The sequence below is a fragment of the Amycolatopsis australiensis genome, assembly GCF_900119165.1.
Classification (GTDB): domain Bacteria; phylum Actinomycetota; class Actinomycetes; order Mycobacteriales; family Pseudonocardiaceae; genus Amycolatopsis; species Amycolatopsis australiensis.
Window position 1 is genome coordinate 1 of record NZ_FPJG01000002.1, and the last position, 24216, is coordinate 24216.

Sequence of the window (24216 nt, forward strand, 5' to 3'; positions counted from 1 at the left end):
GATGATGCTCGTCGTCGTCCTCGACAACGCCGTGTCGGTCCAGCAGGTCCGGCCCCTGATCCCGGCGTCGGCCGGTTGCGTCGTGGTCGTCACCAGCCACCGGAACCTGGAGGGGCTGTTCAGCGACGGCGCGCAGTTCATCGAGGTCCCGCCGCTGGACCAGGAGCACGCCGAAGTACTGCTGACCGAGCTGCTGGGTACCGAACGGGCCCGGAAAGACGTCGGCGCGGTGGCCGAGCTGGCACACCTGTGCGGGTGCCTGCCGATCGCCCTGCTCGTGGCGGCGGCGCGGCTGGCTTCCCATCCGAAGTGGCCGGTATCGCGGGTGGTGGAGCAGCTGCGCAACGAACAAGCCCGACTGGCCGCTCTCGATCGATTCTCCGGCACCGAAAACCAGGTAACGGCGGTACTCGACTGGGCCCGCAACGAGCTTGAGCCCCACGTCGCCGAACTGTACCGACTGCTAGGCCGGCTCCCGGTCCGCGAGTTCGGCGCCGACCTGGCCGCCGCCGTGACCGGCGTGGCCGAGCCGCGCATCACCTTCGCGCTGCAAACGCTGGTCGACGCCAGCCTGCTGGAAGAAGTCCACAACGACCGCTACCGCTTCCACGACCTCGTGCGGTTGCACGCACGCACCCAGCGCGCCACGACGACGACCACGTCGTGCCGCGCGCAGCACGCTGGTACCTGCGCGAGATGACCCGCGCGAACCTGGTCGTCATCCCGCTGCGATGGCGGGTCAGTCCCATGGCCGACGAGCTGGCGGACGAGCCGCCGCGTACGCCTCGGACGTCGACGCCCTGGACTGGCTCACCGGCGAACTGCCGAACGTGCTGGCCGTGCTCGAAGACGCCTTCCTCGACCGGCACTACGAACTCGTCTGGCAGCTGTGCGAAGCCCTATGGGAGCTGATGCTCTACCGCAGGCCCTTCGCGGAGTGGCTGCGCTCCCACGAACTCGGCATCATCGCGGCGCAACGCTGCAGCGATCCCGTCGCCGAGTCGCGATTGCACTACCAGCTGGGCCGGGCCCACCTCGACCTGGACCAGCAGGACCTCGCCGCCCGCGAGAACCAGCTCGCCGTCGACCTCGCGCAGGCCGCAGGCGACCGGCGCACCGAGTCCGCGGCGCTGGAACAGCTCGGACGCATCGCGCAAGCCCGCAACGACCTCGACACCGCCATCGAGTGCTTCACCGCGAGCTGCACCTCGAAACGCCCTCGGCATCCCGCGGGTTGCAGCCGCGACCGTCGTCTCGGCGACGCGTACGTGCACGCCGGCCGGTACGACGACGCAGAGTTGCACCTCATCATCGCCCAGCAGATGTTCGCCGAACTCGCTCCGAAAAGGACGAAGCCCGAACGGCCCTCGGCCTGGCGCGCATCGACGCGCACAGACAGCGGTTCGACGTCGCGGTCGAGCGATTGAACCGCGCCCGGCTGGTGCTGACCGCTCGGCATCCCCGGCCTACGAGTCAGACGTCCTGCGCGCCTTGGCCGAAGTCGCGGTCCTGAACGGCAACATCGAACAAGCCCGCAGCTACCTGACCGAGGCAATCGCGCTGGTAAGCGACCTCGGCGGGGTATCGCTGGCCTCGCCAGCGCCGCGCTCGCCAAGCTCGCGCCAGCGGATGAGGCCGAGATCCCGCGGAACAACGACACACGGCATGACCAGACACCCCCGCATCAGCCCGACGGCGCTCACCTGCACACTGGACCGACGGCCGGCGAACCTCACCGTCACGGAGGCAACACCATGCAGTTCCCCGGACCTGATCCAGAAACAATGCGACTGGGCAAGCAACTCGAGGCGCGCTGATCGTCGTGGTCGCATCGAACAGCGACCCCCGCCCCCGCCTCGATATCGCCAACACGATGATCGAGCGAGGCCTCTCGGCCGGACCGCCGGGCCGAGTACTGGCCATGACCCTGGTCGAGTTGACGATGCAGCACCTCCAGAACGAGACGACCCCCGATCCGTACGGCAAGTTCGCCCAGCACCTCGTACGCCTCGGCGTCTGCACCGAACTCGACCTCGCAGCAGCCTTCACAGGGCGGGCGCTGAACAGCGGCCTGGCTCAAGGCTGGCTGCCCGCCGAGGTGTATGACCAGCTTGCAGCGTTCGACGGCGGCGATCCGACCATCCTGGAGATGCTCGCGCAGATCGAGCGCCGGGCGTAAGCGCCGTGGCCGGTCATCCGGACCCGGTGGTGGGGTGATCCAGGCTGGATCACCCCACCACGAGGCAGTGCACTGCACACGTTCGGTCAGGGCGTGCGCTCGTCGCGGACCGCCACACCCATGATCTTCTTCACCAGAGCCGGGTCGAGGTCCGGCATCAGCAGCATCAGCTGATCGAACTCCGGCTGGCCGATCACCTGCACATCGGTCGGCGGCCGCGAGGGCGGCATCGGCTCGATCGAGACGCCGCCGAAGGGTGTCAGCCGGAAACTGCCCCCCGATCTTTCGGCGCGGCCGTGTCGGCCGGCGAGTTGAACTGTCACCATCGATCCTACCCCTTGATCGTCCCGATCCTGGTCCTGAGGAGACGACCGGCCGTCTGCGCCGGATCGTTGCCGCGCGCCGGTCGCGGCGGGCCCGCTGCGACCTTCCCCGAAGCGGAGCGGTGTACCGACCCCCTGCGCCAGTACTCCGCACCGCGCTCGTGAAGTCCGAATTACCGGACCGCCCTGCCGTCGAACGCGTGATCGTCTCGACGTAGCAACAATAGGCGCAAAGCGGCAACTGTCAACGCAATGCGGGGCATTCGGTGTCATGTTTTTGTCCGACGATGCGCTAATGGCGAAGAGGCTAGCGCGGAGTAGCGCAGTGAGGGCGCTACGTGCGCGCACGCCCCGTGTCGAAGCCGTCGATAGGTCCCGCTGACCAGCAGGTCCCTGCGAAGCATCATGAGTATTGCAAGTTGCATTAATGCATCGACGGCCCGGTCGGCTGATCGAAAAGGGTCCCACTTCCGCGATTAATCGCCAAGGCCTGCAGTCCAGGTAAAAAGGGGGTTCTTAATCGCCTCCGTAGCGCTTTCCGATTTTCCTACGTAGTGCCGTGAAAATCCCTACGTAGTCGATTTAGTTCTATTTCCGTAGTAGCGACGATGAATCGAACCGGGCGATCGCCGATGCTGAAGTTCGGCACGCCTCACCACTGCGTGCCGGACGAGGGGAAGCACCACCGCGTGGCCGGGGGCCACCGCGCGAATCCACGACGCATCACGCGGGGCGCCTTCCACGCCGAGCAGATCCCGTCTCGGCGGAGCCACCGTGCACCACAGGAGAACCAGATGACCCTCACCGCCGGCTTCTTCGGTTCCGACTACTGGACCGATCCGCTGATGGTTGGCGACCGAGAGCGCGAGCGCGCCGCCGTCGTTGCCGCCACTCTGCCCGACGGGCTCCCAGTCTGGGTGATCACGCGCTTCGACGACGCACGCGCGGCCCTTGACGACCCGAGGCTCAGCAAAGACAGCGCGGCCCTGGTCAAAGCGATCCAGCACCAGCTTGAGGCCGCAGGCTACGGCGACCGGAATCCCTCGGGCATGTTCGGCCCGCACGTCCTGTTCAGCGACCCGCCCCGCCACACCCGGCTACGCAAGCTGCTGATGTACGCCTTCACCACCAAGCGCGTCAAAGCGCTCGAACCGGTCTTCCGGAACATGACCGCCGACCTGGTGGCCAACCTGCCCCTCCACGAGGAGGTCGACCTGATCAGCCAGGTCGCCGTCCCGCTGCCGCTCGCCGTGATCTGCGAACTCCTGGGCGTACCGGCCGACGCCCGCGAGCCGTTGCGCCCCCTCGTGGATGCCATCAACCTCAACGACCCGGCCACGGCCCCGGCCGCCTCCGACCAGCTCGTCGGCTTCTTCACCGACCTCATCGAGCACAAGCGCCGAAAGCCCGGTGACGACCTGGTCTCTGCGCTGATCCACGTCGACGACGGTCAGCCAGACAAGCTCGCTGACGACGAACTGCTCGGCACGCTCTTCCTGCTCCTTAACGCCGGCCACGACACCACCGCGAACCTCATCGGCAACACCCTGCGAGCGCTGCTGCAGGACCGCAGGTATCGATGGCGGCTGGTCCACGAACACCCCGAGCTCATCCCGAACGTCGTCGACGAAGTCCTGCGCTACGACAGCCCCGTCCGGATGGCCACGCACCGCGTCGTCGCCGAGCCCGTCGAGTACGGCGGGATCACCCTGCTCCCCGGCGAGATCGTGCTCATCTCCCTGCACAGCGCCAACCGAGACCCACGCCAATTCGGCGAGCACGCCGCCCAACTCGACCTGCACCGCGACCGCCACGACCTCCGGCACCTCGGCTTCGGGTACGGGCTGCACCGATGCCTCGGCGCAACCCTCGGCCGCATGGAAGCCGAAGTCACGATCGAAACGTTCGCGCGTGCCTTCCCCCGCGCCGTATTGCTCGACCAAGCCGAACTCCGCCGGCGGCGAAGCCCGATCATGAACGGCTGGGACCGGCTGCCGACGCTGCTCGACGTCGGGCACTGACCGACGGAGGTGATGCAGGCGGGATCACCTCCGGGCCGCGATCAGCGTCGCTGGTGCTCTTCGAACCACTCGCGGATCTTGAGCACCCGGCCACGGCGCCCTTCACCGCGCGCGCCCAGCTTGTTCGCGACGTGCTGTACGTGCGTCTCCGCGGTCCGCTGCGTCACCCCCAGCCGCTCGGCAATCTCCTTGTTCGCCAGTCCCTCCGCGAGCAACCGGGCCACCTCGAACTCCCGCTCGGTCAGCCGGTTGGGACGCTCGTCCTTGACCACCGGCGCCGGCGGGGCGGATAAGGTCTCCAAAGCCAGCTCGATGACCTTGCCGCGGCTCAGCCCGAGCCCGATCTCCCGTTCGGTCGGCAACGAGTCCAGTTCGCGGCGCAGAAGGTCCTCTGTCTGGCGCTGCAGCTCCCAGAAGGGCAGCAGGGCCGGAACGATCACCTCAGCTTCTTGCTGGAATTTCGCCACGCCGGCCAGCGACCTCGCCGCGCGTGCCAACCGTCCCAGCCGCGCCGCGAGCAGGGCGATCAACCAGATTGTCCAGAGTAGGCCCCACTTGTCGCCCATCTCGTGCTGCGCGGCCAAGGCCTCCTGCGCCAGCTGCACCGCCCGGCCGAGGTCCGCGCCGAACAGCATTTCCACCAGCGCGCACGTCCACTTGGCCCAGGAGATGCACCAGGCGGCGCCGGCGGTTTCGGCGTCCTCCAGTAGCCGGGCACTCTCCCGCACGGCGACGTCGCGCAGGCCCAGCATCGCCGCGGCCATCGACCTGAACAAGCGGGCCATCCAGGCGTCGCCCGGAGCGTCGTTGTCGAGGAACCAGCGTTCGGCCTGCTCGAACAGCTCGATCGACTGCCGAGCCACGCTCAAGTCGCGCTCGAAGAGCCACAATCGGGTCGCCCGCGCGTAGAGCAGCGGCCCGAAGTCGTGGAAGCAGCCGAGTGTCCGGGCCGCCGCCTCCGCTGCCACCAGCAACGTATCGGCGCGCTCGCGGTCTCCCTGGCACAGCGCCACAGTGGCGGTGAAGCTCAGCGCGCTCACCAGCGTGTGACTCGGCTCGTCGGGATGCCACCGGCGGGCGGCTTCCAGCATCAGGTTGCTCTCGCTCAACCGGCCGGTGAAGTAGAACAGCCGTGTCCGCGCGACGTTGTTGAACAGGTCCATGCCCTGCAGCACCGTGCGCGGGTTCGCCAACCGGGTTTCCTGGGCCACGCGCAGGTTCGGCAACGCGGCGCTCAAGCGGCCGAGCCAGCCGGTTTCGTCGTGCCCGAACCAGTTCCGGGCACCTTCGATGGCAAGCGCTTCGTAGTGGTCTGCGTGCCGTTCGCGTATTTCGTCGGCTTCCTCGTCGCTCAGCTGCTCGTACGCGAACGCCCGAATCGACTCCCACAGCCTGAATCGCAGCCCGTCGTGGTGGCGCTCCGCGACCATGAACGACCGCTTGTGCAACCCGTTCAGCAGGTCGGCGATGACGTCCTGATTCCCAAGGTCCGCGCCGAGCGCCGCTGCGTCGTCAAGCTCGAAGCTGCCTTCCAACAGCGAAAGCCGCGTCAGCATCCGCTGCTCCGCATCGCCAAGCAGGCCGTAGGACCAGCTGACCGTCCATTCCAGCTTCCGGTGGCTGCGCTTGGCCGAGGTCCCCCGCCCAGGCTCAGCAGGTTGGTGCGCGTGACCAAGCTGGCCAACGAGACCGTGTCCATCCGGCCGGCGATCAGCTCGATCGCCAGCGGCATCCGATCGACCCGGTTGACGACCGTGCGCGCGTTGTCGTCGTCGACGGGTGGGATGACGACGTTGATGTTGCTCGCGCGCTCGCGCAGCAACTGCAGCGCCTCGTCCTCCGACAGCGGCGGCACATCCAGCCACGACTCGCCCTCCACCCGGATCGCGGCCTGACTGGTGGTGACGATCTGCAGGTCCTCCGCCGCCTCCAGCAGGGTGCGGACCAGCTGCGCCAGAGCGCTGTCTTCCTCGTCGTCAACCAGGTGCTCGCAGTTGTCGAGCATCAGCAGCTGACGCTTGGTCCTCAGGTGGGCGATGAGCCGGGCCGCTCCGTGCCTCGCGGAGTTCGCCGGAATGCCCAGCGCCTCGGCTACAGCCGACTCGAGTTCGTTCGAGCGCACGTTCGTCAGCTCGACCAGCACCACGCCGTCGCGGTACACGCCTTCCTGCTGGATCACGGAGCCGAGCCGGCGCATGAGTCGGGTCTTGCCGATCCCGCCGGGACCCTTCAGCGTGAGCAGCCGGGTGGATTTCAGGAGTTCGCGTGCGGCCCGCAGCTCGTGATCGCGGCCGACGAACGTCGACAGGTCGGCGCGCAACAGCGGCGCCGGTTGGCCCTCGGCTTCGTGGCCGCCTCCCGGCGGCCCCTCGCCGTCCTTCTTCATCGACGCATAACTGCCCAGCACTCGTGCACTCCCCCAGGTCCCTACGGCCTCGGCATCACCGCGGCGGCATACACCCGCCCTCCCGACCACCACCATAACGTGCTCCACCGACAATCACCGCAGGTCAGCGACACCGTGAACCGGCGAGTTGCAGGTGGCAACCTCACGCGGTTATGCAGGCCGAATCAGGTCGGCTCACTGCGTCCGCGGTAGCGCGACGCGGCGTCGAGCACCGCCACGGCCGCCTGCAGATCCGCCTCGTCAAGAGAAAGCATCAGCGTCAGCGCACCGCGAAGGGCAGGTCGATCGCTCATCGCAGCGACGACCTCCGCGACCAGGTGCGTGTCAGCAGGCTCGGTGTTGCGCAGCAGCTGCAGCGCCAGCTCCCGAGTCCGTGGATCGCGGAGGGCCACCGCGGTGTCGATCTCGCGGATGATCTTGACGCTTTCCTCGTCGTCGAAGAAGTAGCTGGCTGGCACGTGGAAAAACGACGCCAGCCCCTGCAGCACGATCCGGGTGGGGTTCTCCTTCCTGTTGTTGATCATGGCCCCGACGTACGCATAGTCCACCGACTTGCCGGTCAACTTGGTGACCCCCGCGGCGATGTCCTGCTGCGTATATTTCTTGCCGTCCGGCCGGCGGACGTGCTCGATCAGGTAGCGGATGCGCTCACCCATGGTGGGAATCGGTCGGCCGCTCACTTCGACCGCCGACGTCTTCGTGCCGCCCGTCACCGCATCCTCCTCGGTCGACCCTGCCGGGACTAACAGCTCCCTGACCTGCGAAATGCTGAGTCTGGTTGACAACTAGCGAAACTCGTCTATCTTCGATGGAAATACTAACCAGAGTCCGCATCCGAGGGGAAGCGTTCTCCAGGATCATCGCGAACTTGCGCGCCAGTGTCGAACTGGCGGCCTGCGCTTCGACGAGCCTCGCGGCCTGCCGGACCAGGAACGACCACCGTCACAAGATCCACTGCGTGCCGTAGACGACTCCGCGGGATGGAGCCGTCCACGGCGTAGCTGGGCCGTGCCGCCTCGCGGCCCTCGACGGCCACCGGCCGGGTAGCCACACCAAGATGGCAGCACCCCGGCCGGTGGTCAGCCCTGAAAACCGGTGATGCAGCCCGCATCACCGCGAGCGGACCTTTGGGGGGAACGTTCATGTCACCGCACACCTGGCTCCATCGCCGCGACCGGCTCTTTCTTCGAATCGGCCGCCGAACCGAGCCAGTTCCCGAGCCGATCGAAGGGCTCCTGCTCCACGGGCCCGGCGACCTCACAGCCGACGTCGGCGCCGACCTTCTGCGCCTCGACGGCACCCTCGTCGCGCTCGCGCGCCGCCTGCGGGCCGACGCCGAAGCCGCCGCCCGCCAGATCACCCGGGACCACGGCGGCCGAAGCGAGCGAGCCCGCGCCGGCATCACGCGCTCCCGCGTCGACGCCGTCGCCGGGCACACGCGCATCGTCGAGCAACTCGACGACGTCACCCTCACCACCGAGATGCTCCGCGAGTTCGTCACCAGCCTCGCCGCGGACGGCCTCCTGCGCGACGCCGCCGCCGGCTGGAAACGCAACCCCGAGCCCCCAGCCCACGTCGAGGTCATCCTCGACGAGTTCCTCGCCGCGCAGCTCGACCGCCGCCGCGCCCGCCCCGACGGCTGGGGTGGCACTGCGCTGGCCGGCATCGAGGAATTCGGCGCACACTGGCGCCGCGAACCCGACGACGACCCCAGCGAACTGCCCCCGACCTACCTCACCGGCAGCTGGGCGCTCGGCTACCTGCCGTCCACCGCCGAGGTCTACGCCGTCCGCCGAGCCGACGGCCCACACACTTTCTGGCTGCTAGGCACCGGCTTCGCCACGTTCGACCAGGTCGCCGCCGTCCTCGCGCCGATCCTGCCGAAAATGCGCTGCCCCAACTCCTTGATCCTCGCCGCCGACACCATCCACGCGGCACGACGCCCAGTGCACTCGCACGCCGAAGCCGGATGACGCAGCGGCCATCGCCCGGGACACCCCGGAGCCTCCAAGCCCGAGCGCGCGGTGACCGTGACCACCGCGGTGCTCACCCCCCTCGTCGCTGCACCGTCCACCCTGGACGGTGCAGCGACGAGCAACCCCAGAAGGACAACATGAAGAGCCGCAACGACACCACCCGCCCCCCGGCGCGACGGCATCGGCGCGCTCTTCTCGCGGTCGCCGGCGTCGCGGCCGCCGCGCTCGCAGGATGCTCCAACTCGCCTCCGCCCGCTCCTGCTCCCCCGCCGCCGATCCCGCCTGCATCACCGGTTCCACTACCGCCGCCGGGCACCGACGGTCCGGAACTGACGATCGACGGGCAGGTCACCTGGACGATGCCCCACCCAGGATGCGTTCAACTGGCCATCGGCTCACAGGTTTTCACCCTGGTCGGACCGGCCGCAGAGAGCCGGTCCGGCGCAGTCCGCGCAGGAACCGCGCCGCACTCCGAACGCGTGCGGATCACCGGCTACGTCGCCCGCGTCGGCGCGTCGGTCTGCGGCGCGCAGCGAAACCTCGTCGCACAACGAATCGAACCCACCACCGGATAATTCCAAAAACGCAAAAGTGCCACTCTTCACCTCGATCTAAATTCCGCGATCGAGGCCCTTGGCGTGCGCCGAAAACCGTCGAATAATCCGGCAAAAAATGACTGCCGAAATGGTTGACACCGCGAGTGAGGCCGATGCAAGGTGATGACGTCCGGCAAGCATAGCTGCTGGTCAGGTCGGCAACCTTGCTGGCCGACACCGAGGGGGACCCGCGGTCACCGCAGGAAATCGACCCGATCGACGCGTCCATCGGTCGAAATCTCTTGCATGCACACAACGGCAATTCGTCAGCGGGCTCGGTGCGTCGGAAAAGACAACGAAACGGGAGCCATTCATGGCAGTACGACCTTCCCGCGCGGCCGGCCTCATCGCCGGATGCGCGGTACTCGTGGGAATCGCCGCCGCACCGGCCGCGACCGCCCAGGACAACACCGCGCCCGACGGCCGCGCCGCGGTCGAAGGCTCGGTTCCCACCTGGGCCACACCCGCCGCCCGAGTCGGCCACGCCGACCCCGGCCAGCACCGCCGCGTTCAGGTCGCGCTCGCCCTGCGCGACCCCGCCGGAGCCGAAGCCCTCGCGAAAGCCGTGTCCACGCCGGGCTCGCCGCAGTACGGCCAGCACCTCGGCAACGCCGAGTTCCTCGCCCGCTTCGGGCCGACCCAGGAAAGCGTCGACCAGGTCACGACCTGGCTGCGTAGCCAAGGCCTGCGCGTGACCGGCGTCGCCGGGAACCGCCACTACGTCGAGGCCGACGCCGACGTCGCCCAGCTGCAGACCGCGTTCCGGACCAGCCTGGCGACCTACCGCCACACCACGCGCGACGGCCGCACGCACGTCCTCGCCGCGCCGGAGTCCGCCGTCACCGTCCCGGCCGCCATCCGCGGCACCGTCACCGCCGTTCTCGGTCTCGACGACTCGAGCAAGACCATCACCCCGGCCCAGGCCACCGCCATCCGCCCGGACGGCACCCGCCCCGGCGTCACCCCGGCGGCCGGCGACCCCAACAGCTGCGCCCGCTTCTGGGCCGAGACCAACAACGCGAACGTGCCGCAGAAGTACGCCACCGGTCAGCAGAGCAACGCCCTCTGCGGCTACACCAGCCCCCAGCTGCGCGCGATCTACGGCCTGCCCAGCTCGGCCACCGGCGCCGGGCAGACCGTCGGCATCGTCGGCGCATACAACCTGTCCACCATCGTCGGCGACACCAACCGCGCCGCCGGGCAGTTCGGCGCACCGGCGCTGACCAGCGGCCAGTACAGCGCCGTCCTCCCCGGCACCTTCACCGACCAGGACCGCTGCGGGCCCGACTCGTGGGCCAGCGAGCAGGCGCTCGACGTCCAGGCCATCCACGAAGTCGCCCCGGCCGCGCGGATCACCTACTACGCGGGCAAGAGCTGCCTCGACCTGTTCAACACCCTCAACAAGGCCGTCGCCGACAACAAGGTCAGCGTCATCAACAACTCGTGGCTCTACCCCGGCGAGAGCACCGTCTCGCAGGCCGAACGCGACCAGATCGGCGCCATCGCCGTCCAGGCCGCCATTCAGGGCCAGGCCATCCTGTTCGCCTCCGGGGACTCCGGCGACAACTCCGCCCCGGCCGCAGCCGGGCGCGCCGAAGCCAGCTATCCGGCCTCGCACCCGTGGGTCACCGCCGTCGGCGGCACCTCGGTGGCGCTCGACGCCAGCAACCGCGTGAAGTTCCAGACCGGCTGGGAAAACAGCGGAAACACCCAGTCCGGCAGCGCCTGGACCCCGCAGACCGACGCCGACGGCCGCTTCGCCGGTGGCGCCGGTGGCGGCGTCAGCAAGATCTACGACCAGCCCGACTACCAGCAGGGTGTCGTCCCGGCCGCGATCGCCGGCGGCCACCGCGCCGTCCCGGACATCTCCGCCCTCGCCGACTCCTACACCGGCCTGGCGATCGGCTTCACCACCCCGCAGGGCTACGCCGCCTACTCCAGCGGCGGGACGTCGCTCGCCGCGCCGATCCTCGTCGGCCTGGTCGCCAACGCCCAGCAGGCCCACGGCGGCGACCGGCTCGGCTTCCTCAACGCCGCGCTCTACGCACTCAGCGGAAAGGCGCAGATCACCGACGTGAAGCCGGTCAAGGCCGGGATCTGGTCGCCGTACATGGCCGGTTTCGGATCCGTGACCGTGCCCACGGCGTCCGGCTCGTACCTGCTCGACCTCGACAGCAAGCCCCAGACGCTGCAGTCCGGCACCGGCTGGGACCCGGTGACCGGCGTCGGCACCCCGGCCGCCGGCTTCGTCTCCGCTCTCGGCCAGTAGCACCCCGGGGTGGCTGCCGACCCGGGGGCGGCAGCCACCTCGCCCCATCACCTCAACCAGGAAGGAGGTCGCGCCGTGGCCGACGACACCGAGCACCAGGACCAGCCCACCGCCGTCGACGTCACCAGCCCGGCCACGCCCGCCCGCGGCCGCCACCGCCGCCCAGCCGCCGAGTCCGCCCGCAACCGCCGCGGTACTCGCTGGGCCATCGGCATCCTCGCCGCGCTCGCCGTCCTCGGCGCGCTCACGTGGGCCGGCTGCGGCACCGGCGGATCCGACGCGGTGATTCAGCGTGGATCGTTCGCACGCATGGGGATCGACGTCGACGACGTCGCCGTGATCGAGCCCGAGCCGGTCACCGCGCAGCAGCTCGCCGGACTCCCCCGCGCCGACACCTTCGGCGCCGTGCCCGCCGCACCGGCCGACCCCGCGCCGCGCGACGTCCCCAGCGGCCGCCTGGCCCACCCGACCGCCGTAATCCCGGTTTACGCCGCCCCCGGCGGCCCGGCGATCGCCGCGCTGCCGCCCACCGAACTCGTCAGCGATACCTGGCTGCCCGTCGTCGCCGAGCAACCCGGGTGGGCCGAGGTCCTGCTGCCTACCCGGCCGAACGACCGAGCCGGATGGCTCTACCTTGACGACACCGTCAGCACCGCCCACAGCTCGTACCGGCTCGAGGTCGACCGCGCCCGGTTCACCCTCGACCTGTACCGCGAAGGAGCGCGGGTCGGGCACTGGACGGTCGGGGTCGGCAAGCCCGGCTCGCCGACCCCGGTGACCCGCACGTTCATCCTCGCGTCCATCAAGGACGTCCGCCCGACCTTTTCGCCGATCGTCCTTCCGACCGGCGCCCACAGCGACACCTACTCCACCTACGGCGGCGGCCCCGGAACGGTGGGCCTGCACACCTGGCCCACCGCCGACGTCTATGGCCGCCCCAGTTCTGACGGCTGCGTCCGGATTCCGCCGGACGCGCTGCAGGTGATCAGCACGCAGGTCCCGATCGGGTCCCCGGTGCTGATCCGGTGAACACCCATCCAGGCCCGGCCGGGCCACTTCAGGCAAGGGGGGACCACGTGGTCCGCACATCCAGAACCGTTCTCGCCGGTATCGGCGCTGGCGGCGCCCTCATCGCCAGCGCCACGGCGCTCGTGCTCACCGCCGGAGCGCCCGCCGACGCGGCCGCCACCACCTCGACCGCCTACGGCGTCTCGGCCAGCGGCGTCGACCCGGTCGGCGCCACACCGTCGGTATCGAGCAACGGCGCGGTCAAGACCGCATCCGGCGCCGCCGCGGGCAAAGCTGGGACCTTCTCGGCGACCGGGATCACGGTGCGAGCCGGTGCCGGAATCGCGGAGGCGACCGTGGGCAACCTGACCGTCGGCGGCAAGTCCATCGGCTCAGTCAGCGCGAAGTGCTCGAACGGCAAGACGACCTACAGCCACTCGGGCAGCGCGCCCGCCGCCAGTAACCTCAAGGTCAGCTTCGGCGGCGGCGCAGGCGCGACGGTCCAAATCACCGGCGCTGGCGGAAAGGCGGTCGAGACCATCACGGTCGCGGTCGTCAAGTGCGGCACCGGCACCCCGCCGCCGACCAGCCAGCCTCCGACCGGCCAGCCCACCCAGCAGCCGCCGACCGGCCAGCCCACGCAGCCGCCCGGCGGCCAGCCCACCCACCAGCCCAGCGGCAAGCCCAGCAAGCAGCCGCCCACCGGCACGCACCGGCCGGGCTCGACGCCGGACAAGCCGGCGCCCCCGCCCGTCCCGCGCGACGGCCACCACCCGGTGACCGGCTGAGCGGCCTAACCCGCCGCTCAGAACCCCCACGGCTAGGCGGCCCGCTCCACCTTCCCCGGGAGCGGGCCGCCGAGCCCCCACCTCAAGGAGAACCCGTGATCAGCAAGACCATCGCCCGGATCATCGTCATCGGCGGCCTCGCCAGTGCCGCCGCGCTCGGCACCGTCGGCGTCGCCGCGGCCGCCACACCGGGCTCGTACTCCCACGGCATCACCGCCTCGCCGAGCGCCGCGATCGGCACCGCCACCGTCAGCCCGGACACCCGCGAAGGCATCGTGCAGCCAGACGGCACCCGCATCTGGGCCACGCCGGGCAACCGCGAACTCGTCGTCCAGCCGAACGGCACCCGCATCTGGTGGTGACCAACCGCCTCCGACACCGGTGATCCAGCCCGTATCGCTGACACCGGAACCGGAAGCACCGAGTGTGGGCGGGGCGGCGCCCCACACCCGGAAACTCCTACCGCAGAAAGGTTTCCGTGCCAGCGCCACCGCCCACGCCGCGCCCGACAAGGCTGCTCAGCCGCGGCAACCGCCGACTCGCCGACGCCGGCGTCTACACCTGGACGCTGCCCGCGCTCTCGGCCCGCCTCAACGGCGTCACCATCCGCACCTGCGAATCGGCCGGCATCTGCGCGCACGTCTGCTACGCGCTGGCCGGAACCTACCGCTTCGCCAACGTCCGCCGCCGCCACCTCGCCAACCTCGCCTACGTCATCGAGGACCTACCCGGATGGGAGCACGCGATGACCACCGAACTCGCCGCCGCGCGCTTCACCGGCGCCTGGGTCCGAATCCACGACGCCGGCGACTTCCTCTCCGACGCCTACACCCGCGCCTGGCTGCGCGTCATGCGAGCCACCCCACGCACCAACTTCTACTGCTACACCAAAGAAATCCGCCGGTTCCGACGCCTCGTCGAGCCGAGCCCACCCGAGAACTTCCTCTTCGTCTACAGCTTCGGCGGCCGCGACGACCAGCTGCTCGACGACCGGCGCGACCGCGTCGCCGACGTCTTCCCGACCCGAGCGGCCATCGACGCCGCCGGCTGGCACTCCCAAGAGGACTCCGACCTGCTCGCCGTCCTCGGACCAGCTCCGGTCGGCATCCCAGCCAACAAGATCGCGCAGTTCCTGACCCGCCTGGAAGGCCGCACCTTCCGGCAGTGGCAGGCCGAAGACGACGCCCGCCGCGGCCGCCGCCCCTGCAGCGAGCGCGTCAACGACACGCTGCGACGTCAACCGCGTCGCGGGCCCGCCGGGCTGATCCGCGCTGCATCACACCGGCCCGTCGACGTCGCTCCGCTCGCTGACAGCGAAACCCCGATCGCGGAAACGAGGCCCTCGTGACGCTTTCGGTGATCAGCTATGGCGGAGGAGTGCAGTCCACGGCCATGCTCGTACTCGCCGCACAAGGCCACATCCTCATCGACGCGGCCCTGTTCGCCAACGTCGGTGACGACTCCGAGCACCCGGCGACGCTGCGCTACGTCCGCGACGTCGCCGAGCCCTGGGCCACCAAGCACGGCCTGGCCCTCCACGTACTCGACCGCGTTAAGCGCGACGGCACCACCGAAACCCTCTGGCAGCGCCTCACCCGCCCGGGGTCTCGGTCATTGCCGATCCCGGTCCGCATGTCCAACGGTGCACCTGGAACCCGCTCGTGCACCGCCGACTTCAAGATCCGCGTCATCGGCAAATGGCTCAGGGCCCACGGCGCGAGCGCAGCCGCACCGGCCACGGTGAACATCGGGATCAGCGTTGATGAGATCCACCGCGCGAACACCCGCCGAGTGGAGCCGCACGAGCACATCGTCTACCCCCTGTTGGACCTGAGGATGCGCCGCACAGATTGCGCGCGCCTCATCGCCGCCGCCGGGCTCCCGGTGCCGCCGAAGTCGGCGTGCTGGTTTTGCCCGTACCACCGCCCGAGCGTCTGGGCGACGATGCGCGCCGAGGAACCCGCACTGTTCAACCGGGCCTGCCACCTCGAAGACCTGCTCAACGCCCGCCGCGCCGCGCTCGGCAAGGACGCGGTGTACCTGACTCGGTTCGGGCGCCCGCTACGCGACGTCGTCGACCCAGGCGTCCAACTGCTCCCGCTGCTCCCCGCCGACACCGACAGCGGATGCGATTCCGGGTGGTGCATGACATGACCTCCGTGCCGAAATTGCACCTGGTACCCGTGCCCTTCGCCTACGCCGCAGGCTTCGTCGACACCTGGCACCGCACTCACAAGCGACCCCCCGGCTGCAAATTTTGCGTCGGCGTCGCCGACGATGACGGCGTCCTCCGCGGCGTCGCCATCGTCGGCCGCCCTGTCTCCCGGATGCTCGACAACGGCGCCACGCTCGAGGTCACCCGCACGACCACCGATGGCACCCGCAACGCGAACTCGATGCTCTACGGCGCTGTCACCCGCGCCACCTTCGCCCTCGGCTACAGCCGGCTGATCACCTACACCCAGCGCCCCGAGAGCGGCGCGTCGCTGCGCGCCTCCGGCTGGCGCGTCATCGCCGAGCGCCCAGCCCGGCCCGGGTGGACAAGGCCCAGCCGTCCCCGCGCCGTCCTCGGCACCGAAGCCATCCCCCGCACGCTCTGGGAGGCCACGTGACGCCCCCGCCCGGCGCCCCGCCGCCCCGGCGGCGCTCAGCCGACGTGAACCGCACCAGCCCGCGCCCCCAGCCCGCCGTCCGGTGCCGCCCGCTTCGACCGGGCCGCCCACGGCGACCACGGCCCCGCACCACGGGGCACGCCGACAACGAGGAAGGAGGCCAGCACCACCGGCGGCCGCCGGGCTCCACACCGATGGCGCGCGCGACCGCCCCGTAACCCCCCAACGGGAGCGCGGCCGCCGAAACAGCAGCCGCATGTCGCCAACCACGGCCACCCCGGAGCCCGGCCGCCACCGGCCACCCGGACCCATCACGACCAGGAGCACCATGGACCACCACCCGCGGCCCGACAGCACGCCGGCACCCGGTGACGCCGTGCTCGCCCCGCCGATGCCGGTGATCCTGCGCGGCGACGCCCGCGCGCTCCCGCTGCAGGACGCCTCCGTCGACCTCGTGGTCACCTCCCCGCCGTACTACGCCCTACGGTCCTATCAAGACGGCGGCGACCACTATGTCGGCCAGCTCGGCGACGAGCCGAGCCCCCGCGACTACCTGGCCGCACTGCTGGACTGCACGCGCGAGATGGTCCGCGTCCTCAAGCCCACCGGATCGATCTTCCTCGCCCTCGGCGACAAGTACTCCGGCGCCCAAGGCCAGACGCAGACCGGCGTGCACGGCCGACAGCACCGCACCGACACCGCCGCGACCTGGCGCCAGACCGACCCGCGCCGGACCGGCATCCCGAACAAGTCGCTCATGCTGCTGCCCGAGCGCTTCCGCATCGCCGCCGTCGACGAACTCGGCCTCATCGCCCGCGCCGTCATCATCTGGGCCAAGCCCAACGGACTGCCCGAGTCCGTGACCGACCGCGTGCGCCGCTCGCACGAGGACTGGGTCCACCTCACCACCCAGCCCCGCTACTACGCCGACCTCGACGAAATCCGCGAGCTCTACGACGGCGACCGCGCCCTCTCCCGGCGCGTCAAGCACTTCGGGCCCGGCAAACACGTCCAGCGAGCCGCCTGGCACCGGCAGCACCTGCGCGGCCGGATCCCGGGCTCGGTGTGGCTGGTCTCTGCCCAGCCCCTGACCGTGCCCGCCTCGCTCGGCGTCGACCACTACGCCGTCTTCCCACCGCAATGGCCCAGTCGCCTCGTGCGCGCCTGGTCGCCCCTCGGCGGCGTCGTGCTCGACCCCTTCGGGGGCACCGCCACCACCGCGCTCACCGCGGCCCTCAACGGGCGGACCGGAATCAGCGTCGACCTCTCCGCCGACTACGGCCGCCTCGCTCGCTGGCGCGCCACCGACCCACGCGAGCGCGCCCGCGCCGCCGGCACCGACCCGGCGAAGGCCGCACCCGCAGACCCCGCCCAACCCGACCTCTTCGGAGGGCTGACCGAATGACGTCCTACCCACCCGCACCCCGCCCGACCCTCGTCGCCCAAGCGGCGTCCGTGATGCACGCTGGATCACCGCGCCGCAGCCAAGGCCGCCTGCACGGGCCCGAAGCCGAGCACCTCAACGTCGGCCGCGGCCAGCCGGTCGCCACAACAGCCGAAGCCAGCCAGCCTGCCGCCCGCCGTGGCCTCATGCCGTGCGGCACCCCACGACCGGAACAGGACGACGATGACCGACCCGCGGCCGCCGAAACCCACCTACCTCGACGACCCGGACCTACAACTGGTGATCGAGCCAGGTCACGAGCGCGCGAACGCCGGCGACGTCCTCGCCGAACTGCTGCACCGCCAGCCCAACGCGCAGGAAGCTGCCTTGCTGATCAGAGGCGCGACGATGTTGTACACCGTCGGCGCGGGATCCGCCGCAGCCTGCCTGAGCACATCGATGACCTGGCTCTACGGCTGAACCGCGGACATCGCGCGCCAGCTGCGAGCCAGCCAGCGACCCAGCTTCTCGGAGCGACGGCATGATCGCGCACGAACCCGATCGCGCCGCCGCGATCCCACCCGCCGACGCAACCGAGACCCCCGCGGTGATGCAGGCGGGATCACCGACTGCCGTGCCGACGCGCTCCCCCCGACGTCCGGCCGCGCTCGCGTTGCTGATCGCCTACGTTGCCAGCATCACCCTCGGCAACGTCGCCACCACCTACTTCGGCGTCGTCCCCGCAGGATTCGGGCTCACCGTCACCGCCGGCACCTTCGCCAGCGGCTTGGCAATGAGCTTCCGCGACCACCTCCAAGACGTCGCGGGCCTCCGCTGGGTCACGGCCGGCATCGCCGCGGGCATCACCGTCTCCGCGATCAGCGGAGACCTCCGCATCGCAGTCGCGTCCGCAGTCGCGTTCACCCTCGGCGAACTCGCCGACCTCGCCATCTACACGCCGATGCGCCTGCACTGCGGATTCCGGCACGCCCTGATCGTTTCCAACGCCGTCGGTGCGCTCATCGACACCTGGCTGTTCCTGACCATCGCCGGGCTCCCACGCACCACCGACCTCGTCGCCGGGCAACTACTGGTGAAAGCCGTGTGGATCACCGGCCTCTACCTGCTCGTCCGCGAAGCGGCACGACGTGCTGTACCTCGCCAACCCCAGCTCGCCGAAGGTGCGTGACGCCATGCGCGCCGGCGAGCTCGGCCAGATGTGCACCCCCGCCGAGGGACGCATGCCGCTGCCCGACGTCGAATGGGCCGCCGACACCGGTTGCTACTCCCGCAAGGGCTACCCCGGCGATGCACGGTGGATCGCGTGGCTGGAGAAGCTGTTGCCCTGGCGAGAAAACTGCCTGTTCGTGTCCGCTCCGGACCGCTTCGAACCTGCCCTCGGCGAGCGCATGGGGTCGGCGTCGCTCGAGCGGTCCAGGCCGTGGCTACCGCTGATCCGCAACCTCGGATACCCCGCGGCCCTGGTCGCGCAGAACGGCCTCACCGTCGAGGACGTGCCCTGGCACGAGATCGATGCGCTGTTCGTCGGCGGGACCACCGAGTGGAAGCTGTCGCGCGCCGCCCATCGTCTGGAGATCGCCGCCAAGGAGCACGGCAAGCACCTCCACGTCGGGCGGGTGAACAGCGCCCGGCGCTGGCAGATCACAGAACTGTTCGGGTGCGACACCGCCGACGGCACCTTCATCACCTACGGGCCCGACCAGAACCTCGACCGTCAGGCGCGATGGCCGGTTCCCAACCTGTTCGGAGGCCAACCATGACCGGACCGACACTCGTCATCGCCGACGCCGCACCCGCGAGCGAAACTGGGAACCGCACGGCGACCGCGAGCTGCACCGGATCCGCGAGCGAAACTGGGAACCGCACGGCGACCGCGAGCTGCACCGGATCCGCGACCACCAACCCCGACCTGAGCGACGGGCAGCAATTCGCCGCCGACCGTGACCGGCTTGCCCGGATGATCCGGACAGCCCCGCGCTTCCTCGACGCCGTCCGCTGGTGGGCAGGATTTCCCCTCCGCGGTGAGCAGACCGCACCGGCCGTCACGCACGAGCTCGGCGAGGCCTCGGCCACACTGCTCGACCTCCCGGTCGGCACGATCGTGCTCCGACGCGAAATCCGGCTGCTCGGCGCCATGGCCGGACCGATCTTCACCGTCGCCACCGTCACCGAGTACGTCCACGAGGCCCTGCTCGGGGCCGACCTCGGCGCCCGCCGCGCCCTGCGCGACGGCGGCCAGCCCGTCGACGACGTCCTGGATGGACTCCACCGCGCCGCCTACCTGCTCGCCCGCCCACCCGTCGACGAGCACCAGGACCACGAGGCCCCCGCGCTCGTCTCCCACGCGGTCATCAGCGGCGCCGGACGCCCCGTCGCGCTCACCACGGAGGTCGTTCGCCGGCAGCTGGTCACCCACCGCGCGCCCGACACGATCCCGCACTACGCCGCCCGTCTCCCCGGGCCCGCCCGGATCACACCGTGAACCGCCACCTCGCTCCGGCGCCCGCCCGCGTTCGCCAGCGGTGCTGCGAAGAGCGCCCCACCAGCCGTACTTCCCTTCCCTGAGAGGACATCATGTCGACCGACCTCACGAACGAACTCCGCATTCAGACGCCGGGCTTCCCGCCCTACGCCCTCGGCGCGCAGAATCAGAAGCTCGCGCCGCTGGTCCACGCCGGCGTCGTGGACCCGAAAGGCCTCACGTGCGGGATGGTGCGGATGGAAGGCGCACACCACGCGGCTCCGCACATCCACGAGCACTCGCCGATCATCGTGTTCGTGCACCAGGGCATGATCGCCTCCCTCGTCGGCGAGGAGCTGGAACCCCTGCTGCATGCCCCCGGGTCCGTCCTCTGGATCGCGCCCGGAGTCCCGCACATCGGATGCAACCTCGACCCCGTCAACCCCGCCGTGGTGCTCGAAGCGCGTACCGACGAAGCCTTCAACGCCGACGTCGTCCGCCGTCCAGACCTCGACGCCCGGGTCGCCGAGCGCGTCGCGGACCTGCAACGCCGCTATGCCGCCGGGCAGCTCGACGACCAGCTGACCCGTCCAACCGTGCACATCGTCTCCCGGTGAGCGCCGTGGCTTCCGTTCCTGCCCGGCGGCTGCCCTGGGCACGACTCGCGGTGTTGGGCACCGGCACGCTCACGATGGGTGTCGGCATCGCACTGCTGGTCGCCAGCCGGCTGGGCATGGTGCCAATGGACACCGTGCACCTGGCCGTGGCGCACCAGCTCGGTTGGACACTCGGGCTCGGCATCCTGGCCTGCCAGGCGACCTTGCTCGCGACGTTCCTCCCGCTGAAGGTGCGACCGGGCATCGGCACCGCCGTCGGTCTCGTGGTCCCCGCGGTCACCGCCGACGCCGTCCTGGCCTTCCTGCCATCGCTGAACAGCCTGGTCGTGCGCCTGATCGTCTTCACCGCCGGTGGTGGCCTGTTCTGCCTCGGCGTCGCGCTGTACCTGGCCGCCGCTCTCGGCCCGCTGCCCCGGGACGGGCTCATGCTGGTCCTGGGCGGAGACCGGGAGGCCAGCGGCCACAACGGGTGGCGGCTCGCGCTCGCGCGGATCGGAATCGACGTGGTCTTCGTCGCCGGCGCCACGGCGATCTTCGGTCCCGCCGAGGCCGTCCGAACCGGGGCAGTCGGCGTGGGCACGGTCGTGCTGGCTCTGGCCAGCGGTCCCGTGATCGCCCGCGCGCTCCGCCGTCTCCGGCGGATCCCCTCGCTCGCTCCCCCGACGTCGGCACAACCACGCCCAGTACGAGCACGTCACGCTGCCGCGGAGACCACATGAACACGACCTCGTTTCGCGGCCACGCCGCGTCCCCGCCCGATTCAGCCTGGATCGCTACCGCGATTCGCGCTCCCGCGCGGTCTGACTGGACACTGCCAACACCGAAAAACCCGGCCGACACAACGGTTTTTAGCCGACTCAAATGCTTGACAAAGTCCACTTTTTGTGCATTGTGGACTGTCTTATTTGCCTCCCGCCGTACTGGAATCGCTCGCTGGATCATGCGCAGCGGACGGCTCGCCGTGCATCGCCGGGAGCAGATCACGACGTCTGCCGGGCGCGCGTCGCGGCCTGCTCGCGGCCGCCAGGTCGCTGCTGTCGGCCGCGATCACGTCTCGCCGCTCGTCGCGCCCGAGATGGCCGCCGTCCACATAGGAACGACCACCGCAGGCGCACTCGACGTGATCGCAACCTGCGGTGACCAGGGAAGATTCCCCGAGAGCCACCCGCGCCCATCGTCCCGCCGCCGCGCTCACGGCCGGAGTTTTTTCCGGAAGAAACTCGCGCGAGATCAGCGTGTCGAGACGTCGCAACGAGGAGACGTCCGATACAACTACGACATGGCTATGGGTAGACCACGACTTGGGCGCACGGCCAACGTCGACGTGCCCGTCACGCCGGAGTTGAAGCAGGAGTTCCAGGACGCCTGCAACGAGGCCGGGCGCTCGATGACGGACGTGGCCAACGAACTCTTCGCGCTTTGGGTTGCCCAGCGCCAGAAGGCGCCGAAGCAGCAGCCCCTGCCGCTCATGGACCTGAAGAAAGCGAGCTGAAACACCGGCACAGGGATGTGCCACAACTGAATACGTAGACGGGGCGTCCGAGAACCGGATAGCCCGAGGGCCCGCCGTAGCGGGCGGGCCCTCGGAAGTCTGGGGAGACCCAAGCCTGGCAGCAAACGATCTCCCGCGCGCCCCACCGACTACCCGTCACAGGAGGACCAGCGGTGGAACGCTGCCCCCAGGGTAGCGCACACCCTCGATCAGGCCACACGTCTGACGAAAAACCCGCCCGCGTGTCGCAACACACCCGGGCCCCGCTCGGCGCGAGTGCGCCAAACGCCGAGCAACTACACGCCCTTGACCAGGCGTTATTCGATGCGCCCTACATCGTCATCGACCGCGACAACAACAAGGTCGTGACGACCGCAACCGCCGACGCCGCGCGTGTCGCGCTGCAGCAGCACCCCGCCGCCGTCTCGATCGTCGGCACCGCGCGAGCCGGCATCGAAGTCGTCGACATCGACGCCGCCGACACCGGCGCACCCGCCGAAGCGGGCACCGCCGCGTCGGAGAACCTGCGCGACTGGCTCACCGGCCACGGCCTGCCCTTCCTCCGCCGAGCCTCCGGCCGCCCCGGCGGCCACCACGTTATCGCCCACGTACCCGCTGCGCTGCTCGACGCCTTCGCCGCCTACGTCGCCGACGTCGCCGAGCACCACGGCGTCGCCGCCACACTGCGCGTCCCGCGCACCCTGCGCCTGCTCACCGCGCCGCACCGCCACGGCCACCCCGCTCCGGTCCTCGAAGGCACCCTGACCCCCGCCGACGCCCCCACGGCGTCCACCGGCCCCGCCAGGACCCCTAAACGCCCCACCCATCGTCCGGCGTCCGGGCCGAGCAAGCCGGGCCAGCAGACCGCATCCGAACGCGAGTACGGCCGCACCTGTGCAGCAATCCGGCGCGGCCTCAACTTCACCCAGACGTGGGCCCTCCTCGGCGAGTGCCAGGTCGTCGAGCGCGGCCAAGCCGACTTCCGCCGGTTCATGTGGTTCCGTGCCGTCACCGAGGTCGCGGCCGAACGCGGCCTCGACGAGGATGCCGCGTGGGACCTCGCCCGCGAGGCAAGCGTCGCCCGAGCGCGTTCCCTCGGCCGCCAAGCCTGGCGCGAGCGCTACTGGCTTCCCGCCGTCGAGCGTGCCGCCGACCCGGCGCAGCGTCGCGTTCGCCGCCTCAGCGACCGCGCCGACGAGCCCCCGCACGCCCCGGCCGCGGATCCCGCCGAGCAGGCCGCCGTCCTCGAACGCACCCGCAAAGCGATGCACGACGCAGCGTCCGACCTCATCGCCAGGTTCCGCCCGCAGAGGCAGAAGAGCATCCGCGCCGTCATCGACGCCCTCGCCGTCGCCCTGGTCACCCGGGACGGCAGCATCGACGTCCGCACCCTCGCCGAACAGGCCTGTGTGTCCAAAGGCGTCACAGTGCAGGTCAAAGCCGACCTCACCGAACACGGCATCATCGCCGTTGCCGAGAAGTACAGCGGCGGAGCCGACGACTGCCACCGCTACATCCTCGGTTCCCGCGCTGAACAGGCACTTCCGCAAAACAAGACCACTAGGTGGTACACCCCCACCCCCCGCTCCTACGGCCACGCCAACCCCCAGCGGATGCGCCTGCACCACGTCCGTGAACGCACCCGCTGGCAACTTCGCTGCACCCTCGAAGAAGCCACCCGCCAAACTGGAGAACGCTGGGCCACCAGCCAGCACCCAGCAGCCAAAACGGCTCGGAGTCTCTGGGCCCAACGTGCCCGGTGGGATGCGCTACCTGAAGACGTCCAGGAGCAGAAACGTAAGCAGCGTAAGGCTTTCCTCGGCCGACTAGAGCCGTACGAGAGGAAGCGATGGTTCGACTGGCTCAACCACCGCGACGGCCTCGCGCAAGCCGCAGCTCGCGCACGAACAGGTCAAGATCAGCCCGCCGACGTCTTGGCGCTGACAACTGCTCCACTGACCGTCCACTTGGGAATGCGCGAACGAACATGGCTGGATGGACCCGTTGCCCTGCCACATGATCCGGCCCAACCACCGTTGTTCGACCGGGCCGCATGATGCGG

At 70.1% G+C, this 24216-nt stretch carries 25 protein-coding genes and 1 pseudogene; 22 read left to right on the top strand and 4 right to left on the bottom strand.

Annotation, left to right across the window (positions count from 1 at the left end):
• The 3 genes and pseudogenes from BT341_RS45090 to BT341_RS00435 all read left to right on the top strand — a co-directional run.
• Nucleotides 1–700, top strand: a pseudogene (locus BT341_RS45090) (ATP-binding protein); the annotation flags it as partial.
• Between the two features lie 31 nt (nt 701–731).
• A complete protein-coding gene (locus tag BT341_RS00425) occupies nt 732–1427 on the top strand; it encodes a tetratricopeptide repeat protein (protein ID WP_072474358.1) in 696 nt (231 codons plus the stop codon).
• A gap of 395 nt (nt 1428–1822) precedes the next feature.
• Nucleotides 1823–2179: a hypothetical protein gene (locus tag BT341_RS00435; protein ID WP_143168420.1), complete on the top strand. Its 357-nt coding sequence runs from the start codon at nt 1823–1825 to the stop codon at nt 2177–2179.
• Between the two features lie 86 nt (nt 2180–2265).
• Here BT341_RS00435 and BT341_RS44000 read toward each other — a convergent pair whose 3' ends face one another.
• Entirely contained in the window at nt 2266–2505 is a 240-nt protein-coding gene (locus BT341_RS44000) for a hypothetical protein (protein WP_143168421.1), read from the bottom strand.
• Nucleotides 2506–3296: 791 nt separating this feature from the next.
• Between BT341_RS44000 and BT341_RS00440 the strand changes: the two genes are divergently transcribed.
• A complete protein-coding gene (locus BT341_RS00440; protein ID WP_072474442.1) occupies nt 3297–4523 on the top strand; it encodes a cytochrome P450 in 1227 nt (408 codons plus the stop codon).
• A gap of 41 nt (nt 4524–4564) precedes the next feature.
• On the opposite strand, the gene BT341_RS00445 is transcribed toward BT341_RS00440, so the two are convergent.
• The 3 genes from BT341_RS00445 to BT341_RS00455 all read right to left on the bottom strand — a co-directional run bounded on the left by BT341_RS00445 (nt 4565) and on the right by BT341_RS00455 (nt 7643).
• A complete protein-coding gene (locus BT341_RS00445; RefSeq protein WP_072474361.1) occupies nt 4565–6079 on the bottom strand; it encodes a LuxR C-terminal-related transcriptional regulator in 1515 nt (504 codons plus the stop codon).
• Nucleotides 6073–6930 carry an ATP-binding protein gene (locus BT341_RS00450; RefSeq protein ID WP_177328699.1) on the bottom strand — a complete coding sequence of 286 codons (858 nt, stop codon included), beginning with the start codon at nt 6928–6930 and terminating at the stop codon, nt 6073–6075. The genes BT341_RS00445 and BT341_RS00450 overlap by 7 nt, the downstream gene beginning before the upstream one ends.
• Nucleotides 6931–7094: 164 nt before the next feature.
• Nucleotides 7095–7643, bottom strand: coding sequence for a helix-turn-helix domain-containing protein (locus BT341_RS00455; RefSeq protein ID WP_072474363.1), 549 nt, complete (start codon nt 7641–7643; stop codon nt 7095–7097).
• A gap of 429 nt (nt 7644–8072) precedes the next feature.
• Between BT341_RS00455 and BT341_RS00460 the strand changes: the two genes are divergently transcribed.
• From BT341_RS00460 to BT341_RS00540, 18 genes are all read left to right on the top strand, one after another.
• Nucleotides 8073–8903, top strand: coding sequence for a hypothetical protein (locus tag BT341_RS00460; protein ID WP_072474364.1), 831 nt, complete (start codon nt 8073–8075; stop codon nt 8901–8903).
• 140 nt (nt 8904–9043) lie between these two features.
• Entirely contained in the window at nt 9044–9481 is a 438-nt protein-coding gene (locus tag BT341_RS45095) for a hypothetical protein (RefSeq protein ID WP_177328700.1), read from the top strand.
• A gap of 334 nt (nt 9482–9815) precedes the next feature.
• Nucleotides 9816–11771, top strand: coding sequence for a S53 family peptidase (locus BT341_RS00465; RefSeq protein WP_084742706.1), 1956 nt, complete (start codon nt 9816–9818; stop codon nt 11769–11771).
• A gap of 75 nt (nt 11772–11846) precedes the next feature.
• Complete coding sequence (locus BT341_RS00470; RefSeq protein WP_218177712.1) at nt 11847–12800, top strand: L,D-transpeptidase; 954 nt, start codon at nt 11847–11849, stop codon at nt 12798–12800.
• Between the two features lie 47 nt (nt 12801–12847).
• On the top strand, nt 12848–13567 hold the full coding sequence (locus BT341_RS00475) for a hypothetical protein (RefSeq protein WP_072474365.1): 720 nt from the start codon (nt 12848–12850) through the stop codon (nt 13565–13567).
• 95 nt (nt 13568–13662) lie between these two features.
• Nucleotides 13663–13929 carry a hypothetical protein gene (locus tag BT341_RS00480; protein WP_072474366.1) on the top strand — a complete coding sequence of 89 codons (267 nt, stop codon included), beginning with the start codon at nt 13663–13665 and terminating at the stop codon, nt 13927–13929.
• Between the two features lie 116 nt (nt 13930–14045).
• Nucleotides 14046–14915 carry a GP88 family protein gene (locus BT341_RS00485; RefSeq protein ID WP_072474367.1) on the top strand — a complete coding sequence of 290 codons (870 nt, stop codon included), beginning with the start codon at nt 14046–14048 and terminating at the stop codon, nt 14913–14915.
• A complete protein-coding gene (locus tag BT341_RS00490) occupies nt 14912–15721 on the top strand; it encodes an adenine nucleotide alpha hydrolase family protein (protein WP_245804857.1) in 810 nt (269 codons plus the stop codon). Before BT341_RS00485 ends, BT341_RS00490 begins: the two co-directional genes overlap by 4 nt.
• Nucleotides 15718–16179: an XF1762 family protein gene (locus BT341_RS00495; protein WP_072474368.1), complete on the top strand. Its 462-nt coding sequence runs from the start codon at nt 15718–15720 to the stop codon at nt 16177–16179. Before BT341_RS00490 ends, BT341_RS00495 begins: the two co-directional genes overlap by 4 nt.
• A gap of 328 nt (nt 16180–16507) precedes the next feature.
• Nucleotides 16508–17584 (top strand): DNA-methyltransferase, encoded by a 1077-nt coding sequence (locus BT341_RS00500; RefSeq protein WP_072474369.1) that lies wholly within the window; start codon nt 16508–16510, stop codon nt 17582–17584.
• 222 nt (nt 17585–17806) lie between these two features.
• On the top strand, nt 17807–18043 hold the full coding sequence (locus BT341_RS00510; protein ID WP_072474371.1) for a hypothetical protein: 237 nt from the start codon (nt 17807–17809) through the stop codon (nt 18041–18043).
• A gap of 154 nt (nt 18044–18197) precedes the next feature.
• The gene (locus BT341_RS00515) at nt 18198–18752 is read left to right on the top strand and encodes a VUT family protein (RefSeq protein WP_218177713.1); all 555 of its coding nucleotides are present in this window, start codon (nt 18198–18200) and stop codon (nt 18750–18752) included.
• A complete protein-coding gene (locus BT341_RS00520; protein ID WP_072474372.1) occupies nt 18712–19344 on the top strand; it encodes a hypothetical protein in 633 nt (210 codons plus the stop codon). The genes BT341_RS00515 and BT341_RS00520 overlap by 41 nt, the downstream gene beginning before the upstream one ends.
• Entirely contained in the window at nt 19341–20066 is a 726-nt protein-coding gene (locus tag BT341_RS00525; RefSeq protein ID WP_072474373.1) for a hypothetical protein, read from the top strand. The genes BT341_RS00520 and BT341_RS00525 overlap by 4 nt, the downstream gene beginning before the upstream one ends.
• Before the next feature lie 92 nt (nt 20067–20158).
• Nucleotides 20159–20662: a cupin domain-containing protein gene (locus tag BT341_RS00530; protein WP_072474374.1), complete on the top strand. Its 504-nt coding sequence runs from the start codon at nt 20159–20161 to the stop codon at nt 20660–20662.
• The gene (locus tag BT341_RS00535; protein ID WP_143168423.1) at nt 20659–21381 is read left to right on the top strand and encodes a YczE/YyaS/YitT family protein; all 723 of its coding nucleotides are present in this window, start codon (nt 20659–20661) and stop codon (nt 21379–21381) included. Before BT341_RS00530 ends, BT341_RS00535 begins: the two co-directional genes overlap by 4 nt.
• Nucleotides 21378–22154 (top strand): hypothetical protein, encoded by a 777-nt coding sequence (locus BT341_RS44010; protein ID WP_143168424.1) that lies wholly within the window; start codon nt 21378–21380, stop codon nt 22152–22154. Before BT341_RS00535 ends, BT341_RS44010 begins: the two co-directional genes overlap by 4 nt.
• 242 nt (nt 22155–22396) lie before the next feature.
• Nucleotides 22397–24211: a hypothetical protein gene (locus BT341_RS00540; RefSeq protein WP_072474376.1), complete on the top strand. Its 1815-nt coding sequence runs from the start codon at nt 22397–22399 to the stop codon at nt 24209–24211.
• Nucleotides 24212–24216: the final 5 nt, after the last annotated feature.

What these genes read in the sequence shown, in the direction of transcription:
- BT341_RS00425 (WP_072474358.1), top strand. Translation starts at nt 732, where the DNA reads ATGGCGGGTCAGTCCCATGGCCGACGAGCTGGCGGACGAGCCGCCGCG.
- BT341_RS44000 (WP_143168421.1), bottom strand. Translation starts at nt 2,505, where the DNA reads ATGGTGACAGTTCAACTCGCCGGCCGACACGGCCGCGCCGAAAGATCG.
- BT341_RS00440 (WP_072474442.1), top strand. Translation starts at nt 3,297, where the DNA reads ATGACCCTCACCGCCGGCTTCTTCGGTTCCGACTACTGGACCGATCCG.
- BT341_RS00445 (WP_072474361.1), bottom strand. Translation starts at nt 6,079, where the DNA reads ATGCTGACGCGGCTTTCGCTGTTGGAAGGCAGCTTCGAGCTTGACGAC.
- BT341_RS00460 (WP_072474364.1), top strand. Translation starts at nt 8,073, where the DNA reads ATGTCACCGCACACCTGGCTCCATCGCCGCGACCGGCTCTTTCTTCGA.
- BT341_RS45095 (WP_177328700.1), top strand. Translation starts at nt 9,044, where the DNA reads ATGAAGAGCCGCAACGACACCACCCGCCCCCCGGCGCGACGGCATCGG.
- BT341_RS00465 (WP_084742706.1), top strand. Translation starts at nt 9,816, where the DNA reads ATGGCAGTACGACCTTCCCGCGCGGCCGGCCTCATCGCCGGATGCGCG.
- BT341_RS00495 (WP_072474368.1), top strand. Translation starts at nt 15,718, where the DNA reads ATGACCTCCGTGCCGAAATTGCACCTGGTACCCGTGCCCTTCGCCTAC.
- BT341_RS00500 (WP_072474369.1), top strand. Translation starts at nt 16,508, where the DNA reads ATGGACCACCACCCGCGGCCCGACAGCACGCCGGCACCCGGTGACGCC.
- BT341_RS00510 (WP_072474371.1), top strand. Translation starts at nt 17,807, where the DNA reads ATGACCGACCCGCGGCCGCCGAAACCCACCTACCTCGACGACCCGGAC.
- BT341_RS00525 (WP_072474373.1), top strand. Translation starts at nt 19,341, where the DNA reads ATGACCGGACCGACACTCGTCATCGCCGACGCCGCACCCGCGAGCGAA.
- BT341_RS00530 (WP_072474374.1), top strand. Translation starts at nt 20,159, where the DNA reads ATGTCGACCGACCTCACGAACGAACTCCGCATTCAGACGCCGGGCTTC.
- BT341_RS44010 (WP_143168424.1), top strand. Translation starts at nt 21,378, where the DNA reads ATGAACACGACCTCGTTTCGCGGCCACGCCGCGTCCCCGCCCGATTCA.